Source organism: Sporosarcina sp. AD_1, assembly GCF_057373025.1.
In genome coordinates, this window is the sequence record NZ_JBPVIR010000003.1 from 145374 (window position 1) to 160557 (window position 15184).

Below are 15184 nucleotides of genomic sequence, written 5' to 3' on the forward strand. Positions count from 1 at the left end.
ATAGTACGGGAAAATTCTATAGCACGTCAACCCTAAACACGAACTATATTTAATACCAATATTTTTTTGTTCGTTTTTTATATACAAAACCGAATAAAAACTATATAATTCACTTGAAAAGTTCGTAATAAGCCAAAAAGAGAGGTTAGCAACTATGGAAAAGAAACCGGATGGCATTATTATTGGCGTCAATGAAAAAGTAAGCGCCCCAAAAGCCTTGGTTCTCGGATTACAGCACGTACTTGCGATGGACTTATATATCGCCCCGATCATCATTGCAGGACTTCTTTCTTTAACAGTAGAAAATACGTCTTTCTTTATCCAAATGTGTTTCTTTGCAACAGGCATTGCCACATTAATTCAAACGGGTGCCGGCATCAAGCTCCCTGTCGTGCAAGGGCCGTCCTATGTTCCGGTTGGCGCCATTGCGGCCATCGGCAGTAAATTGGGACTTGGCGCTATTGCAGGAAGTTTGATTCCCGGCGCTATTTTTATCGCCCTACTTGGCTATCCTTTGAAATGGTTCGCGAAAGCGGTCCGCAAAACAATTCCCCCACTCGTTGGCGGAACGGTTATTATCATCGTAGGAATTGCGTTAATGCCAATTGGCCTGAACAATATCTTTCTGGCGGAAGGCAGCATCGGTACGAATATTATCGTAGCTTCTGTTTCCGCTATCATTGTAATTGTTTGTATGCTGCTCGGCCGGAGACTTGGCGGCATTGGCACCTTCTTCCGCTTGGTCTCTGTCATTCTTGCAATCGTTGGCGGCACCATTACTGCAAGCATTCTGGGGACCGTTGATTTCTCACCTGTCCGGGATGCGGCCTGGTTCTCCTTGCCATCGCTATTGCCTTTTGGTAAACCGGTATTCAATACAGGAGCTATCATCTCAATGATTTTCGTCTATTTAATTATCTTGATTGAAACGACTGGCACCTGGTTCGTCGTCTCAACCGTAACTGGAGAAGAGCTTGACGAAAAGCGGTTGAATCGTGCTTCGTTCGGAGAAGGGCTCGGCTGTCTGGCTGGTTCGCTCGTCGGCAGTACACCGATGACTGGCTATTCTTCCAATGCCGGACTTCTTGCGATTACAGGCGTTGCCAGCCGGACCGTCATCATGGTCAGCGGAGGGATTCTCGTCTGCCTTGGCCTAGTTCCTAAACTGTCGACTGCGATTACATGCATTCCCGAACCTGTCATCAACGGGATTTTCGGTATTGTCTGTGTAGCCATTGTTACGAACGGCATGAAAGTCATTCAACCGATTGTGATTGATGACCGCAATATGATGGTCATCGGCATTCCAATCCTTTTGACAATTGCCGTCACGGTACTTCCGAAAGAAGTATTGGCAAATGTTCCGGACTGGGCCAACTATATCCTGTCATCCGGCATCACAGTCGGCGCGCTGGCTACGGTTTTATTAAACCTACTTATTCCTGTCGCTAAAAAGGAGACAGCACAATCAATTGAATAAGAAAAAAGAGTGCAAACACGCATTGTGTCTGCACTCTTTTCTTACGTTCATTCCAAAATATCACATACCCTGCCGACTTGACCATCAGCTAGGCGTACTTTAATGCCATGCGGATGAAAGCTGGAGTTCGTCAATAAATCTTTTACGATACCTTCCGTTTTTGTACCAGTCCGCTGATCCTTTTTTAAGATGACATTCACTCGCAACCCGGGCTTCACGTCACTTCTATTCCGTCCGTCCATTAGGCGTCTCTCCCTCTTTTTTAAATATGCATTGTACCACATGGGCTTTCCCTGTGTGGAGCTGTCCTTCCTCTCGATATACTTCTCCTATATGAAAATGTTTAATGAAAAAGCCTTCAAAGCTTTGCAGAAAGTGTACCGGATCAACTAGCAATGCCTCGTCACGCGGCCCGCCTGTTCCATAGCGCAGTTGATCTTTCGTGTAGAGCTCACTGATGTAAGAGCCACCCGGTCGGAGCGATTGCTGAATTCCCTCTATTGTTCGTTTCATCACTTTTCCAGGAAAATGGCCAAAGATGTGAACAATGGCATCCCACTGTTCGGATCCCCACTCCACATCAGACAAATCATGCAGCTCCGTCTTGACAGCCACTCCTTTTTCCGTTGCTAATCTCTGTGTCTTTACCAGACCCGACTCGGCATAATCCCATGCCGTCACATCAAAGCCAAGCGTCGCCAAATAAACGGCATTCCGTCCCTCGCCTTCCGCGATGCATAGCACTTTGCCTTTCGGTATCTGCTTCGCCGCCTCGATGACGAACTGATTCGGCTCTTTTCCATAAACATATTCCTCTGTATCGAAACGTTCGTGCCATGGATTCATCGATCATGCGTCCCTTCCATCTGCATTTCTTTCAGTGTAGCACGGAAGCCCACTGGATACGGTTTCCTCACTCCTACGATTAGTAAGGTTTTTTGGGGCGTTAGACTGGAGTTATTGGCGTTCATTTCGGTTTATTGGCTTTCGGCCAGAGTTATTGGCGTTCAGCCAGAGTTATTGGCGTTCGTTTCGGTTTATTGGCGTTCAGCCGGAGTTATTGGCGTTCATTCCAGTTTATTGGCGTTCAGCCAGAGTTATTGGCGTTCATTCCAGTTTATTGGCGTTCAGCCAGAGTTATTGGCGTTCGTTCCAGTTTATTGGCATTCAGCCAGAGTTATTGGCGTTCAGCCAGAGTTATTGGCGTTCATTCCAGTTTATTGGCGTTCAGCCAGAGTTATTGGCGTTCATTCCAGTTTATTGGCGTTCAGCTGGAGTTATTGGCGTTCATTCCAGTTTATTGGCGTTCAGCCAGAGTTATTGGCGTTCATTCCAGTTTATTGGCGTTCAGCCAGAGTTATTGGCGTTCATTCCAGTTTATTGGCGTTCAGCCAGAGTTATTGGCGTTCAGCCAGAGTTATTGGCGTTCAGCCAGAGTTATTGGCGTTCAGCCAGAGTTATTGGCGTTCGTTTCGATTAATTGGCTTTCAGCCGTGCTTTCTAGCGTTCACCCACGGTTTCTGGCGTTCAAACACTATTTTTCGCCGAAATGAAATTTTTTCACCACTCGACCCGTTATACTGAATGAAACAAATAAAGACATGCGCATGTCCGTTTCAAGCAAGGAGGTCACCATGGAAGAAGAGCAGCTTTGGATACGCCAAGTGTTGGCAGGCGATAAGCAAGCGTTCGCTAACATTATTAATCGATATAAAAACCCATTGTATGCGACCATTTTGCGGATGACTAAAAATCCGCAGGACGCTCAAGATCTTGTACAAGATGCTTTTATTAAAGTGTACCGCAATCTGCACAAATATGATGGAGGCGGCGCTTTTTCCGGATGGCTCTACCGGGTGGCCATCAATCATTGCATGGATGAGTTTCGAAAAAAGCGGTATTCCACTGTGCAGGTGCAATTGGAAGAAGAAGCGATCATCAACCCAAATCATCCTGAAATCGTGTTTTTGAAAAAAGAGAAAAGCCGTCAATTGGAGCGACTGATCTCCACTTTGCCGGAAGACGAACGACTCATCATTCTTCTCCGCTATGTAAACGAAATCAGTTACGAAGAGATTTCTGAACTAATGGGCGTGCCTTTGTCTACCGTTCGGAATAAACTGCATCGGGCAAAGAAAAAGATGAGAGACACCGTGAAACGTGAAGGAGGTTATTTTCATGAATTGTCCAACGGGGGATAAACTTTCACAATATGTTGATTTCTTGCTGCCAAGCGAGGAGCATGCAGAAATCAAGAGACATGTAGAGACATGCAGATCCTGTCAAACTGTTGTTTCTGCTTACCAAGAAGAACAGGCCTTCCTGGAAGAGACTTTGAAGACACCGGTGTTGCCTGATCACTTCGCAGACATGGTATTAGATCAAGTAGAGCCTTACGAACAACCCGTAACAAAGCGCCGATTCAGCGCTTGGAAACAGGTTTCTGCGGTAGCTGCCGGACTTCTATTAGCTGTCGCCATCGGTGCAAGTCTTAATCCTAGCTTTGCTCAATTCATCGGCGGCTTGTTCTCCACTGACCAAGTCGACAACGGATTAAAAATAGCAGCGGATGCAGGTTTGGCTCAGCGAGTAAATTTACAAACCGAGGATCAGGGGCTGACGTTTGTTGTAGAAGACGTCATTGCGGATTCGTCCAGAGTCTCGCTTTCATACAAAGTGTTGAATAAAGACGGCAAACCAATGGATACCGATTTACGTTTTTATGAGTCGGGCAATATGGTTACTGCAACAGATCAAAATGGCCAGCCACTGGAAGAATGGGGTACTGGCTGGCAAGAAGGAAGCGATTACGGCAACATTGAATTCTCCTTACGTAGTCATGGCGACGTGGAACGCATAACGGTTCGTTTTAATCTCGATGAACTTAATGGAATAAAGGGCAACTGGCAACTAGAAGTCCCTGTCGATTTGCATGAGAACCGCAAACTGACAAAGAAGACGGATTTAAAGAATGCCACTGGGGTCTATCACGGTGTCCAAATCGATCTAAAAAAGCTGCAGATCGCACCTTCTTCAATCGAATTATCGTACGAGACTGTTTTCACGAAAGAGGAACGCAAGAAGTCCGAAGAGGCAAAACGCAAGTTTGAGGATATGTTCGGTAAAGATAGCATTGATTCGCTTGTCTTCGGAAATAACACCTCGATTGCCTATCATATTGAAAATGCGAAAGGTGACGTTATCTACTATGCCGGCCGTTCCACAAGAGAGGAAACCGGTTTGCTGCGAGGAAGCGGCGAGGATATTGACATCACAGGAGGCACCGCTTGGATTGATTCCTTCGTACCTAAAGGCGAAGAACAACTGACCTTTGTATTGGATGGTGTCTATAAAACGGAGCCGACCGATCTTACTCTTGCATTTAAACCGAAAGACATTAAAAAAGATCCTGTTTCCTTCAGCTATAAAGGAAGCCATTTAACAATTAAAAGCGTGAAAAAGCCCCTTTTCAGCAAAGATAACTCTGTTGTGATCAAAATGGAAGGCGGCATGGAATCGCTAAATGATGATTTCGGCAGCTGGATTGCTGTAGACGATCAAGGAAATAGCTACACAGGTAACTTCAATGGTTCCATTTTCGATGAAAAAGATAAAAACGGACGCCATAAGGCAGAGTTGGATTTGGTGTTAGAAGGGTTGCAGGAAGTACCGGAGGAATTGACTCTTTACCTCGTTACAAAACGAAGCTATTATCCAGTTGAAAAACAATGGAAAGTCCCGTTGACTGAAAAAGAGTAATACGCGATAGACTGCTGCTTGCCAGATGGCTTTGCAGCAGTCTTTTCTATTTGCTTCTATTGGATGAACGGCTGTCACTAAATTGCCACAATCAATAAAAGCCCCACTCTGCCGCAACCCGTTCACTTTTCTTGCGATAACCGCCATGTTGGAAGATTGACGAATAGTAGTAGACCCCCTAAACTATATTTATTAGTTGAGGGGGTCTACTATATTGAAAGAGAAATTGAAAGAAGCCATTGATCTATTCGAAGAAGTTATGATTTACGGTTCCGAGCAAGTCATGAAATCTGTCGATATTGATATTTGGAAAGAATATTCACCTGAACAGATTCAAGTGCTTAAAATTCTTTCGACCCAAGGACCGCTTTCAAATGGAAAGCTAGCTGAAATCCAAGGGGTTCATAAGAGTGCTGTTTCTATTCGCTTGAGGAGACTAGAGGAAAAAGGATTAGTCACTTCCTCCAAGAATCCCAACGACCAGCGTACAAAGGTAATAGAACTGACTCCGTTGGGAGCCGAGATTCTCCGACAATCGAATGACGCAGTGTACGAAAGTGTCGTTGAGTTATTTAACGGCCATATCAATGAAGAGGAACTAGATACGTTCGTAAAAACGTTCCGTAAACTAAAAGATATTTTACAGATGAGAGGAATGTGACTATGAAACTCGTTTTAAAATTCAAGTGGCCGATTTTTATCGGTTTACTTGCGCTTACTACAGCGCTTTTCATTCTATCTCCCGATCTTGCCAAGCAAGCGGAAAATGCAGGCTCATTTCAGTTGCCAGATACAGCGGATTCGCAAAAAGCCGCTGACATTCTGGAGAAGGCTGGCGCTTCCGAAGAAACGATATCACTAGTTTACGCTCTTGATACACCAGTCGATGATGCACGCAGGCAAGATGTCTCTGCTGTTGCCAAGAAAATAGAATCCCTCGGCAAACCAGTCAAGGCTGTTCTAAATCCTTTTGAAAACGAAGAACTGGAAGCACAGCTTGTATCTGAAGACATGAAGACCATTCTCGTCCCCGTCACAGTAGATGGTTCCCATGAAGAAATCATTGATCTGGCGGATAAAATCCATTCTGACATCTTGCCGAAAGACGAAACTGTCTATCTAACGGGCGAAGCCATTATAAACAATGACGTGAATGTCAGTGCACAGGAAGGCTTAAAAAAGACGGAATTGATTACGGTCATCCTCATTTTCGGCCTGTTGCTCATTGTGTTCCGCTCTATCGTGACACCATTTGTTCCCTTGCTGGCGGTCGGGATTTCCTACTTGCTTAGTCAATCACTTGTGGCCTTCTTTATTGATTGGTTCGGCTTTCCCGTTTCGAACTATACCCAAATTTTCTTAGTGGCCATTTTATTTGGCCTTGGCACTGACTACTGCATCCTCCTGCTCAGTCGCTATAAGGAAGAGTTGCTCGCGGGCCATGAAGTGGAGGAGTCCATTCTTAATACGTATAAAACAGCCGGCCGTACATTATTCATCAGCGCGACTGCCGTCTTTATCGGTTTTGCGGCAATCGGTTTTGCTGATTTCCCGATATTCAAATCGGCTGTCGCGGTAGCCGTCGGTATCGCCGTATTGCTTGTCATCTTGTACACAGTCGTTCCGTTGTTTATGGTTTTATTAAAGGATAAATTGTTCTGGCCATCCAAAGGGGCCGCCTCCCATAAAGACAGTAAAATCTGGATTGCATTCAGTAAAGTGTCGGTTTCCCGCCCCCTTCTATCGATGCTCATTGTGGCGATCATCTCGATTCCATTATTGCTGACGTATGATAACGATCTTTCCTTCAACACAGTTGATGAAATCGATGACAGCAAGGAGTCGGTCATGGGGTTGAACCGGATATCGGAAGCATTCGGAGAAGGCGATTCATTGCCTGTCCAAGTCATTTTGAAAAAGAATGAACCGATTGTGAATGAAAAAGATGTCACGTATCTTGAATCCATCAGTAAAGATCTCGAGAAAGTGGATGGGGTTAAAAGTGTCAGGACGATTACACGGCCGACTGGCGAATTGCTTGAAGATTTGTACGTAGATCATCAAATTACATTGATGGCAGATGGGTTGGATGATGCCGTTGGTGGTCTAGCGGAGGTACAAAAAGGACTCAAGCAAGTACAAGGTGGCTTGAATGAAGTAACAGGCCAATTGCCTGCCGGATCAGCTGCCTCTTCAGGCGGTGCTGGATTGCGTCAAGCTGCGGGCGGCATCGGGAAAATAAATGAACAGCTTGGTCAAATTGCAGGCGGGCTGGAAAAAGGTATGCCAGCCGAACAAGCAGCCGGTGGATTGAAAGCAATGAGCGGCGAACTGAAAAAAATAAGCAACAGTTTGTATGGCGCCGCCAACCAGCTGGATGGCTCAACTGGACAAATCGGATCTCTTTCAGGCGGATTGACGGAGCTAGCCAAAGGGGTCGAAGCTGCAAATGGAGGCCTCGGTGAAATCCATTCAGGTCTTTCGGATTTATCTGCCATGCTTCATGATATGGGTGATTCCAAGAGCGTCCGGGATACCGGCTTGTTCATTCCTGAAGGAACGCTCGATAATAAAGACTTTAAACAAGTATTAGACCGCTATACGATTGACAATAAAACCGGGATCATTCTTGAAGTCATTTTAGAGCAGGATCCGTATTCAAGGGAAGCTATTTCGACTGTTCATGATATAAAAGAAACGATGGAGCGTTCTGTCATCGGAACACCTTTTGAAAAAGCGGAAGTTGCACTAAGCGGAATCTCAGTCATGAACGCAGACTTGAACGATATTTCGACGAAAGACTTTACCCGAACCGTAACCATTATGCTCGTTGGTCTGTTTGTCGTCTTGTTCATTCTCTTCCGTTCTGCCATCATGCCGGCCTATATGATTGGCTCGCTCCTGCTGACGTATTATACATCCGTCTCCATTACGGAGCTGATTTTCGTGAACGGCCTTGGCTATGACGGCATCAGCTGGGCCGTGCCATTCTTCGGGTTCATCATGTTGATTGCGCTCGGCGTGGACTATTCGATCTTCCTGCTCGACCGGTTCCGGGAAGAAAGCATTAATGGTAAAAATGTTCGCGATGCTTTGATTACTTCCATGGCTAAAATGGGAACGGTCATCATTACGGCGGCCGTCATTTTGGCGGGAACATTTGGCGCGATGATGCCGTCCGGCGTACTCAGCCTTGTGCAGATTGCAACGATCGTCATCACCGGCTTATTGCTGTATGGTTTGATTATCTTGCCATTGTTCATTCCAGCTATTACGGTGTCGTTCGGACGCGGCGTCTGGTGGCCGTATCGAGGGTAATAAAGAACTTAAAAGCACCCGATCCTTATGCGATCGGGTGCTTCTTTCATTTTTTATATACGATGTCACCGGCCACGACCGTCATGGCGACATCCGCATTCGGGATGTCTTCTGTCGGAATAGAGAACAGGTCTGCATTCAATACTGTGAAGTCAGCATCAAATTCTGGTGCAAGCTTTCCGCGTGATTCGGACTTCCCAATCGTCGCCGCACTGCCTGTTGTGAATAAACCAACCGCTTCAAAAGGAGTCAATGCCTCCTTCATCAAGTAGCCTTCATGCGCAGCGCCCGGTTTCTTGCGAGATATAGCCGCGTAGATGCCAAGCAATGGATCGACTTCTTCAATCGGTGCGTCCGATCCCGCCCCACAAATAAAACCTTCCTCAAGCAGCCGCTTCCATGCATAGGCCCAATCCAAACGGTCTTCGCCGAGCCGTTCCATGACCCATGGAAAGTCCGAAGAAACGAATACCGGCTGGATATCGAGAACGACAGGCAGCTTCTTCATACGTTCCACCAAGTCATCACGGAGTACATTGACGTGAATAAGCCGGTCGCGTTTCCCTTCTGGAACTGGATGCTTTTCGATTGCATCAAGCGCTTTATCCACAGCCGCATCCCCGATTAAATGAATGGCAACTGCTTCCCCGTATGCCCTAGCCAATGCCACATGAGCATCAATTTCTTCATCTGTCAGCACTGCCGTTCCAGAATTTGAAGGGTCATCCGCATAAGGTTTACTTAGCAAAGCGGTACTGCCTCCCAATGCGCCATCGACGAAAAACTTCATTTCACCCGGATGAATCCATGGCTCATCATATGCCGCTTCATCCTTCATCAATAGTTCAAACACAGTAGAACGGCGCAACAAATGCGCTCTGAATTTCTTCTTGTCATTTCCGATGACATTTTTGAATGCGTTTAGCGGATTTCTATAGTCTCCGTAATACCCTAAGTCATCCGTAACCGCTCCCGTGATTCCTAAAGAATGGAGGTCATCCACCGACTTCTCAAGCGCCTTTGTTAAAGACTGCTCCGTCGGCTCCGGCACTAAACGAAGCAGCCGGTCCATCGGGCCTTCCTTCAAGAAACCAGTCGGCTCCCCATTTGCATCACGCTCAATTACTCCATCCACCGGGTCTGGTGTATCTTTCGTAATTCCAGCTAACGCAAGCGCTTTGGAATTGGCAAGCGCCGCATGTCTGCACGTTCTTTTCAAGACCATCGGCGAGCTTGTCACTTCATCCAATTCCTGCCGCGTCAAAATCCGGCGGTCGGCAAAATTGTTTTCATTCCAACCTTCGCCAATGAACCATTCATCCTCTTGTATATCAGGGTAGGCATTGTTCAATAGATCCAGCATGTCATCTGCGGAAGTCGCTTTCGATAAATCCAGCCGGAGCAGCCTCTCCCCGTGTCCGATCATATGCATATGATTGTCAATGAAGCCTGGATATAGCACGGCTCCTTGGAGATCCACTTCAGCATCCGCTTGCGGCGCCAGTTCGTCATACGTGCCGACTGCTGTAATCTTTCCATTTTCCGTCAGCAATGCTTCCACGGTTTCGCCTTCTTGATTCATTGTGTACAGCGTTCCATTATGCCAAATAGTCTTCATTTCGGATCCCCCTCTTCTCCTTTTATTCTAAACTTTCATGCAACATCCGGCAATCCTTTTAGACCAGTGCTATAATGAAAGCATCATATTTGGGAGGGATCGTATCATGCGAATTACCGTGTACTTGGCAGGAGAAATCCACACATCCTGGCGGGAAGAAATCAAACAGAAAGTGATGACACTCCAACTCCCCATCGACTTCGTCGGACCGATGGAAGATCACGACCGCTCGGACAACATAGGTGAAGAAATCCTCGGTAAACAGCCTGACGCTGTCTTCAAAGACGCCGCCGCATCCAGCTTCAACAACCTGCGGACCGAAATCCTATTGAAAAAGGCCGACCTCGTCATCGCCCTTTTCGGCGAACAATACAAACAATGGAACACCGCCATGGACGCCAGCAGCGCCATCGCTCAAGGCAAGCCACTCATTTTAGTCCGTCCAGAAAAATTGCACCATCCGTTGAAGGGGCTTTCCCGCAAAGCCCATGTGACAGTGGAAACTGTCGATCAAGCCGTTAAGGCATTGCATTATATTTTTGATTGATTCCCAGCTGGCAAAGGAGGCCTGGCATTGAGTTACCGGGCCTCCTTCAATTTATTTAGAGCGAGGGGTTAATCGAAATTCATTTACCACCGGCTTGGACACCTTTACCACCGACTCTCAACCTTTTACCACCGACCTGCCCCACTTTACCACCGACTCTCAACCTATTACCACCGACCTGAGCCACTTTACCACCGATTCTCCCTTTTACCACCGACCTGAGCCACTTTACCACCGACCTAGCCGCCTTTACCACCGACTCTCAACCCTTTACCACCGACCTAGCCACCTTCACCACCGACTCTCCCTTTTACCATCACTCCCCACCTTCCCACTCCTCCATCCAGTTCCACCACCCTAAAATACACACCATTTACAAACTCTTAACAATCCCTTCATACAAGCTCAACAATCCGCGGGTACAATGAGTAAACAAACCTCAATAATATGGGAGGCCATTCAAAAATGGTAGTTAAAGAACGGATTAAAGAAGCGCCATTCAGTGTCGTGAACAACGAGACCTGGAAGAAACCGATTTATGAAACGCATGGTTTGAATTTATGGTATGGCACATCACACGCCTTGAAAAATATAGAGATGTATATAAATGAAAAAGAAGTCACTGCTATTATTGGGCCGTCCGGTTGCGGGAAGTCCACTTATTTAAAGACGTTGAATCGTATGGTGGAAATCGTGGCAGATGTGAATATTTCCGGCAGTGTCACATTCAAAGGGAATAATATTCTGGGCAATGCGATGCCTGTTGAGCTGCTTCGCGCGAAAGTGGGCATGGTGTTCCAGAAGCCTAATCCTTTTCCTAAATCCATCTATGAGAATGTCGCATTCGGCCCTCGCGTTCATGGAATCCGAAACAAAGCGATGCTCGATATGATTGTAGAAGACAGCTTGAAAAAGGCGGCTTTGTGGGATGAAGTGAAGGATCGCCTTCATAAAAGTGCATACGGGTTATCAGGCGGCCAGCAGCAGCGGCTTTGTATCGCACGGTGCCTTGCCGTCGATCCTGAAGTAATTCTTATGGACGAACCGACATCTGCTTTGGATCCAGTTTCGACTCATAAAATTGAAGAACTGATCAAATCTATCAAGAACGATGTAACTATTGCTATTGTTACGCACAACATGCAGCAAGCTGCCCGCATTTCTGATCGCACTGCTTTCTTCCTGAACGGAGAAATCATTGAGTGTGATCGAACCTCAACCATTTTTACAAACCCATCAGACAAGCTGACTGATGACTATATTAACGGCCGTTTCGGCTAAACCACAGCATCCGCGAATCAGCGGATGCTTTTTTTAATGGCGTTTCTAGAAAGAATACCCTAGTGAAAACTGCTTCCGCTGTAATACTTCTATACTGGTGTTTGCGAATTTATCACCTCCTCAAACCCTTTACGAAACCTTTACAAGTTTCCCATACTCGCTTTACAAACGGCCCCTATACTATGAATTGAAGGCGATGCCTTTAAGATAAAAGCCATTTAGGGAGGACAATTCGAATGAAGATCAACAAAGTTCTTTTATTCATGATCATTGCTGCATTTGCTGTCATCATGGCGGCATGCGGAACAGACAAAGAAAAAGAGGAAGACAGCTCCTCATCTGACAACAACTCCTCAGCAGAGGCCACAGGCAAAGAGGATCAGGAAAAAGCGGCAACACTTGAAGGAAGTGTTGTGATTGACGGATCGGGTACTGTATATCCGCTAATGGCACGCATTGCTGAAGAATATATGACAAACGAACAAGAAGGCGTTTCGGTAGAAGTCAGCCGCGCGGGAACGAGCGCAGGCTTCAAGAAATTCCTTGTAAATAATGGAACGGACTTCAATGACGCATCTCGCCAAATCAAAGACGAAGAAGCGGCAGAAGCAGAGAAGCTTGGCATCGAAGTGAAAGAATTGAAAGTGGCATTAGACGGTTTGACATTCGTTATTAATAAAGACAATGACTGGGCGAAGGAAATGACGCCTGAGCAGCTGATCAGCATTTTCCTTGCTGATGGCGGCGTAGAAAAATGGTCTGATATCAATCCAGAATGGCCGGATGAGAAAATCAATGCAATGGGACCAAATGAAAACCACGGAACCTATGAGTTCTTCTATGAAAAGATTTTGGACAAACAAGATATGAACAGCTCTGTAAACTTGCAACAAGAGTATTCGACACTTGTAAAACTAGTATCAGAAGATAAGAACGGTATTGCGTTCTTCGGTTTTGGCTACTACGTCAATAACAAGGATAAATTGCAAGCAGTGAACGTTGACTTTGGCAATGGACCTGTCGAGCCGGCTCTTGAAACGATTGCAGAAGATGGCGATTACGCAGACTTCACACGTCCTGTATTCACGTACTTGAACGTGAACCATGCGAAAGAAAAGCCACAAGTCTTGGATTATGCCATCTATGTCATGAATAACATCAACCAGTTTGCCGGAGAAACCGGATTTGCACCGATTCCGGAAGCTGAAGTGAAAGACAATGTAAGCTTCCTTGAAGGCCTAAAATAATCGATTCAAGAATGAGAGCTGCTATCAGCTCTCATTTCTTATCAAAACAGCAATTTGGAAGGAGTACTATCATTATGGTAAATGGCGGTTTCTCTAAAAAAGATGTTAGCATCCGTGAAGTAATTGATCATAACCGCAAAACCCAGCACATCAAACGCAAGGTCGAAAAGGGGATTCCTGTCGTTCTATTTTTAATTGCATCGGTCTCCGTTATTACGACAATCGGCATTGTGTTCACCCTATTATCTGAGACCGTTGAATTTTTCAAACGGGTTCCGATTGCGGACTTTTTTACAGGAACCGTCTTAAAACCGCTCAGTCAAAATCCTGAGTTCGGCGTGCTCCCCCTTTTAACAGGTACGGTTATTTCATCTCTTATCGCCATGCTGGTGGCGGCGCCAATCGGATTAATGGCGGCAATTTATTTAAGCGAATATGCATCGGCCCGTGTACGGAAAGTTCTTAAACCGATGCTGGAACTGCTCGCAGGCATTCCGACCATCGTTTACGGTTTCTTTGCTTTCACCTTTGTCACGCCCGTATTAAAGAACTTGATTCCTTCATTAGAATCAACAAATATATTAAGTCCCGGCATTGTTATGGGTGTCATGATCATCCCGATGATTGCTTCCCTTTCAGAGGATGCCATGAGTTCCGTACCGCAAAGCATGCGGGAGGGCGCCTTGGGATTGGGTTCCACTAAGCTAGAAGTGACAAGAAAAGTTGTTATTCCAGCAGCTCTATCCGGCATTATCGCCTCTTTTGTTTTAGGGATTTCACGCGCTATCGGGGAAACGATGATCGTGACAATCGCAAGCGGCAGCACGAAGAACTTCACATTTGACGTGACTCAATCCATGCAGACAATGACTGCTTATATCGTAGAAGTGACAGGCGGCGACGCACCTGCCGGATCGACTGTGTACTACAGTTTGTATGCTGTCGCCATGACACTATTCGCATTTACCCTTCTTATGAACTTGTTAGCTCGCTATGTCTCAAGGAAATTCAGGGAGGAATATTAATATGCAACTTAGCAATCAAACAGTGATGATGAAAAAGATGAAATACCGGATTGGAGCGAATAAATTCGCCAAGCTTCTCTTCATGCTATCCGCTTTTTTCGGATTAGGCGTACTCGCCGTTTTGTTTTATCAAGTGTTCTCTCAAGGGATTCAATTTATCAATTGGCAATTCCTTACCGGTAAACTTTCGACTCAACCAGAACGTGCCGGTATTATGGGTGCCATTCTCGGAACGTTTTGGCTCATGCTTGTCGTTGCCCCTGTTACAATGTTTCTCGGGGTAGGCACAGCCATCTTCTTGGAAATGTATGCAAAGAAAGGCCGCCTGGTCGGTTTAATTCAAACGAACATCGCCAATCTGGCAGGGGTTCCCTCTATCGTGTACGGTATTTTAGGACTGACCGTCTTCGTGCGGCTGCTCGATTTAGGAAGTGTCGTACTTGCAGGCGGACTTACAATGGCATTACTGATCTTGCCAATTGTTATTGTGGCAAGCCAAGAAGCGATTCGTGCCATTCCAAGCCAAATGAGCGAAGGTTCCTACGGCCTGGGTGCCACAAAATGGCAGACGATTCAACGGATTATTTTGCCGGCTGCCCTTCCTGGTATTTTGACAGGTGCGATTCTTTCCCTATCTAGAGCAATCGGGGAAACAGCCCCTCTAGTCGTCATTGGAATACCCGCCTTACTCATTCCTTTCCCGGGCGGTATTCTTGATCGATTTACGGTCCTGCCGATGCAAATCTACTACTGGACACTCGATTCATCGCTCGTAGCGGAATATGCAAACCTGGCATCGGCCACGATTATCGTCTTGCTCATTACCTTGTTCGTGCTCAATTCCTCCGCGATCATCATCCGGAATAAATTCCAAAAAAGCTACTAAAAAACCGTCAAACGACGGTTTTT

General features: G+C 46.0%; 14 protein-coding genes. 11 read left to right on the forward strand and 3 right to left on the reverse strand.

What is annotated here, in order from left to right:
- Window positions 1-154 precede the first annotated feature (154 nt).
- Window positions 155-1480, forward strand: coding sequence for a uracil-xanthine permease family protein (locus tag ACSW3C_RS06905; protein WP_486561724.1), 1326 nt, complete (start codon window positions 155-157; stop codon window positions 1478-1480).
- A 47-nt stretch (window positions 1481-1527) separates the two neighbouring features.
- Here the strand turns inward: ACSW3C_RS06905 and ACSW3C_RS06910 are convergent, their stop codons facing one another.
- Window positions 1528-1722 carry a YwbE family protein gene (locus ACSW3C_RS06910; RefSeq protein ID WP_486561725.1) on the reverse strand — a complete coding sequence of 65 codons (195 nt, stop codon included), beginning with the start codon at window positions 1720-1722 and terminating at the stop codon, window positions 1528-1530.
- Window positions 1706-2326 carry a class I SAM-dependent methyltransferase gene (locus ACSW3C_RS06915; RefSeq protein ID WP_486561726.1) on the reverse strand — a complete coding sequence of 207 codons (621 nt, stop codon included), beginning with the start codon at window positions 2324-2326 and terminating at the stop codon, window positions 1706-1708. The genes ACSW3C_RS06910 and ACSW3C_RS06915 overlap by 17 nt, the downstream gene beginning before the upstream one ends.
- 114 nt (window positions 2327-2440) lie before the next feature.
- On the opposite strand from ACSW3C_RS06915, the gene ACSW3C_RS06920 reads away from it, so the two are divergent.
- The 5 genes from ACSW3C_RS06920 to ACSW3C_RS06940 all read left to right on the forward strand — a co-directional run bounded on the left by ACSW3C_RS06920 (window position 2441) and on the right by ACSW3C_RS06940 (window position 8557).
- A complete protein-coding gene (locus tag ACSW3C_RS06920; protein ID WP_486561727.1) occupies window positions 2441-3064 on the forward strand; it encodes a hypothetical protein in 624 nt (207 codons plus the stop codon).
- Window positions 3065-3114: 50 nt separating this feature from the next.
- A complete protein-coding gene (locus ACSW3C_RS06925; RefSeq protein ID WP_486561728.1) occupies window positions 3115-3681 on the forward strand; it encodes an RNA polymerase sigma factor in 567 nt (188 codons plus the stop codon).
- The gene (locus tag ACSW3C_RS06930) at window positions 3659-5239 is read left to right on the forward strand and encodes a DUF4179 domain-containing protein (RefSeq protein ID WP_486561729.1); all 1581 of its coding nucleotides are present in this window, start codon (window positions 3659-3661) and stop codon (window positions 5237-5239) included. The genes ACSW3C_RS06925 and ACSW3C_RS06930 overlap by 23 nt, the downstream gene beginning before the upstream one ends.
- 214 nt (window positions 5240-5453) lie before the next feature.
- Window positions 5454-5900, forward strand: a complete 447-nt coding sequence (locus ACSW3C_RS06935) for a MarR family winged helix-turn-helix transcriptional regulator (protein WP_486561730.1) — start codon at window positions 5454-5456, stop codon at window positions 5898-5900.
- A 2-nt stretch (window positions 5901-5902) separates the two neighbouring features.
- A complete protein-coding gene (locus ACSW3C_RS06940; protein WP_486561731.1) occupies window positions 5903-8557 on the forward strand; it encodes an MMPL family transporter in 2655 nt (884 codons plus the stop codon).
- Window positions 8558-8603: 46 nt separating this feature from the next.
- On the opposite strand, the gene ACSW3C_RS06945 is transcribed toward ACSW3C_RS06940, so the two are convergent.
- On the reverse strand, window positions 8604-10175 hold the full coding sequence (locus ACSW3C_RS06945; protein WP_486561732.1) for an amidohydrolase: 1572 nt from the start codon (window positions 10173-10175) through the stop codon (window positions 8604-8606).
- Between the two features lie 106 nt (window positions 10176-10281).
- Here ACSW3C_RS06945 and ACSW3C_RS06950 point away from each other — a divergent pair, with 106 nt between their 5' ends.
- The 5 genes from ACSW3C_RS06950 to pstA all read left to right on the forward strand — a co-directional run bounded on the left by ACSW3C_RS06950 (window position 10282) and on the right by pstA (window position 15161).
- Window positions 10282-10722: a YtoQ family protein gene (locus ACSW3C_RS06950; RefSeq protein ID WP_486561733.1), complete on the forward strand. Its 441-nt coding sequence runs from the start codon at window positions 10282-10284 to the stop codon at window positions 10720-10722.
- A 465-nt stretch (window positions 10723-11187) separates the two neighbouring features.
- On the forward strand, window positions 11188-12003 hold the full coding sequence (pstB, locus tag ACSW3C_RS06955; protein ID WP_486561734.1) for a phosphate ABC transporter ATP-binding protein PstB: 816 nt from the start codon (window positions 11188-11190) through the stop codon (window positions 12001-12003).
- 236 nt (window positions 12004-12239) lie between these two features.
- Window positions 12240-13250: a PstS family phosphate ABC transporter substrate-binding protein gene (locus ACSW3C_RS06960; protein WP_486561735.1), complete on the forward strand. Its 1011-nt coding sequence runs from the start codon at window positions 12240-12242 to the stop codon at window positions 13248-13250.
- 74 nt (window positions 13251-13324) lie between these two features.
- Window positions 13325-14275 (forward strand): phosphate ABC transporter permease subunit PstC, encoded by a 951-nt coding sequence (gene pstC, locus ACSW3C_RS06965; RefSeq protein WP_486561736.1) that lies wholly within the window; start codon window positions 13325-13327, stop codon window positions 14273-14275.
- A gap of 1 nt (window position 14276) precedes the next feature.
- The gene (pstA, locus tag ACSW3C_RS06970; protein WP_486561737.1) at window positions 14277-15161 is read left to right on the forward strand and encodes a phosphate ABC transporter permease PstA; all 885 of its coding nucleotides are present in this window, start codon (window positions 14277-14279) and stop codon (window positions 15159-15161) included.
- Window positions 15162-15184: the final 23 nt, after the last annotated feature.

What these genes read in the sequence shown, in the direction of transcription:
- ACSW3C_RS06905 (WP_486561724.1), top strand. Translation starts at nt 155, where the DNA reads ATGGAAAAGAAACCGGATGGCATTATTATTGGCGTCAATGAAAAAGTA.
- ACSW3C_RS06910 (WP_486561725.1), bottom strand. Translation starts at nt 1,722, where the DNA reads ATGGACGGACGGAATAGAAGTGACGTGAAGCCCGGGTTGCGAGTGAAT.
- ACSW3C_RS06915 (WP_486561726.1), bottom strand. Translation starts at nt 2,326, where the DNA reads ATGAATCCATGGCACGAACGTTTCGATACAGAGGAATATGTTTATGGA.
- ACSW3C_RS06925 (WP_486561728.1), top strand. Translation starts at nt 3,115, where the DNA reads ATGGAAGAAGAGCAGCTTTGGATACGCCAAGTGTTGGCAGGCGATAAG.
- ACSW3C_RS06930 (WP_486561729.1), top strand. Translation starts at nt 3,659, where the DNA reads ATGAATTGTCCAACGGGGGATAAACTTTCACAATATGTTGATTTCTTG.
- ACSW3C_RS06940 (WP_486561731.1), top strand. Translation starts at nt 5,903, where the DNA reads ATGAAACTCGTTTTAAAATTCAAGTGGCCGATTTTTATCGGTTTACTT.
- ACSW3C_RS06945 (WP_486561732.1), bottom strand. Translation starts at nt 10,175, where the DNA reads ATGAAGACTATTTGGCATAATGGAACGCTGTACACAATGAATCAAGAA.
- ACSW3C_RS06950 (WP_486561733.1), top strand. Translation starts at nt 10,282, where the DNA reads ATGCGAATTACCGTGTACTTGGCAGGAGAAATCCACACATCCTGGCGG.
- pstB (WP_486561734.1), top strand. Translation starts at nt 11,188, where the DNA reads ATGGTAGTTAAAGAACGGATTAAAGAAGCGCCATTCAGTGTCGTGAAC.
- ACSW3C_RS06960 (WP_486561735.1), top strand. Translation starts at nt 12,240, where the DNA reads ATGAAGATCAACAAAGTTCTTTTATTCATGATCATTGCTGCATTTGCT.
- pstC (WP_486561736.1), top strand. Translation starts at nt 13,325, where the DNA reads ATGGTAAATGGCGGTTTCTCTAAAAAAGATGTTAGCATCCGTGAAGTA.
- pstA (WP_486561737.1), top strand. Translation starts at nt 14,277, where the DNA reads ATGCAACTTAGCAATCAAACAGTGATGATGAAAAAGATGAAATACCGG.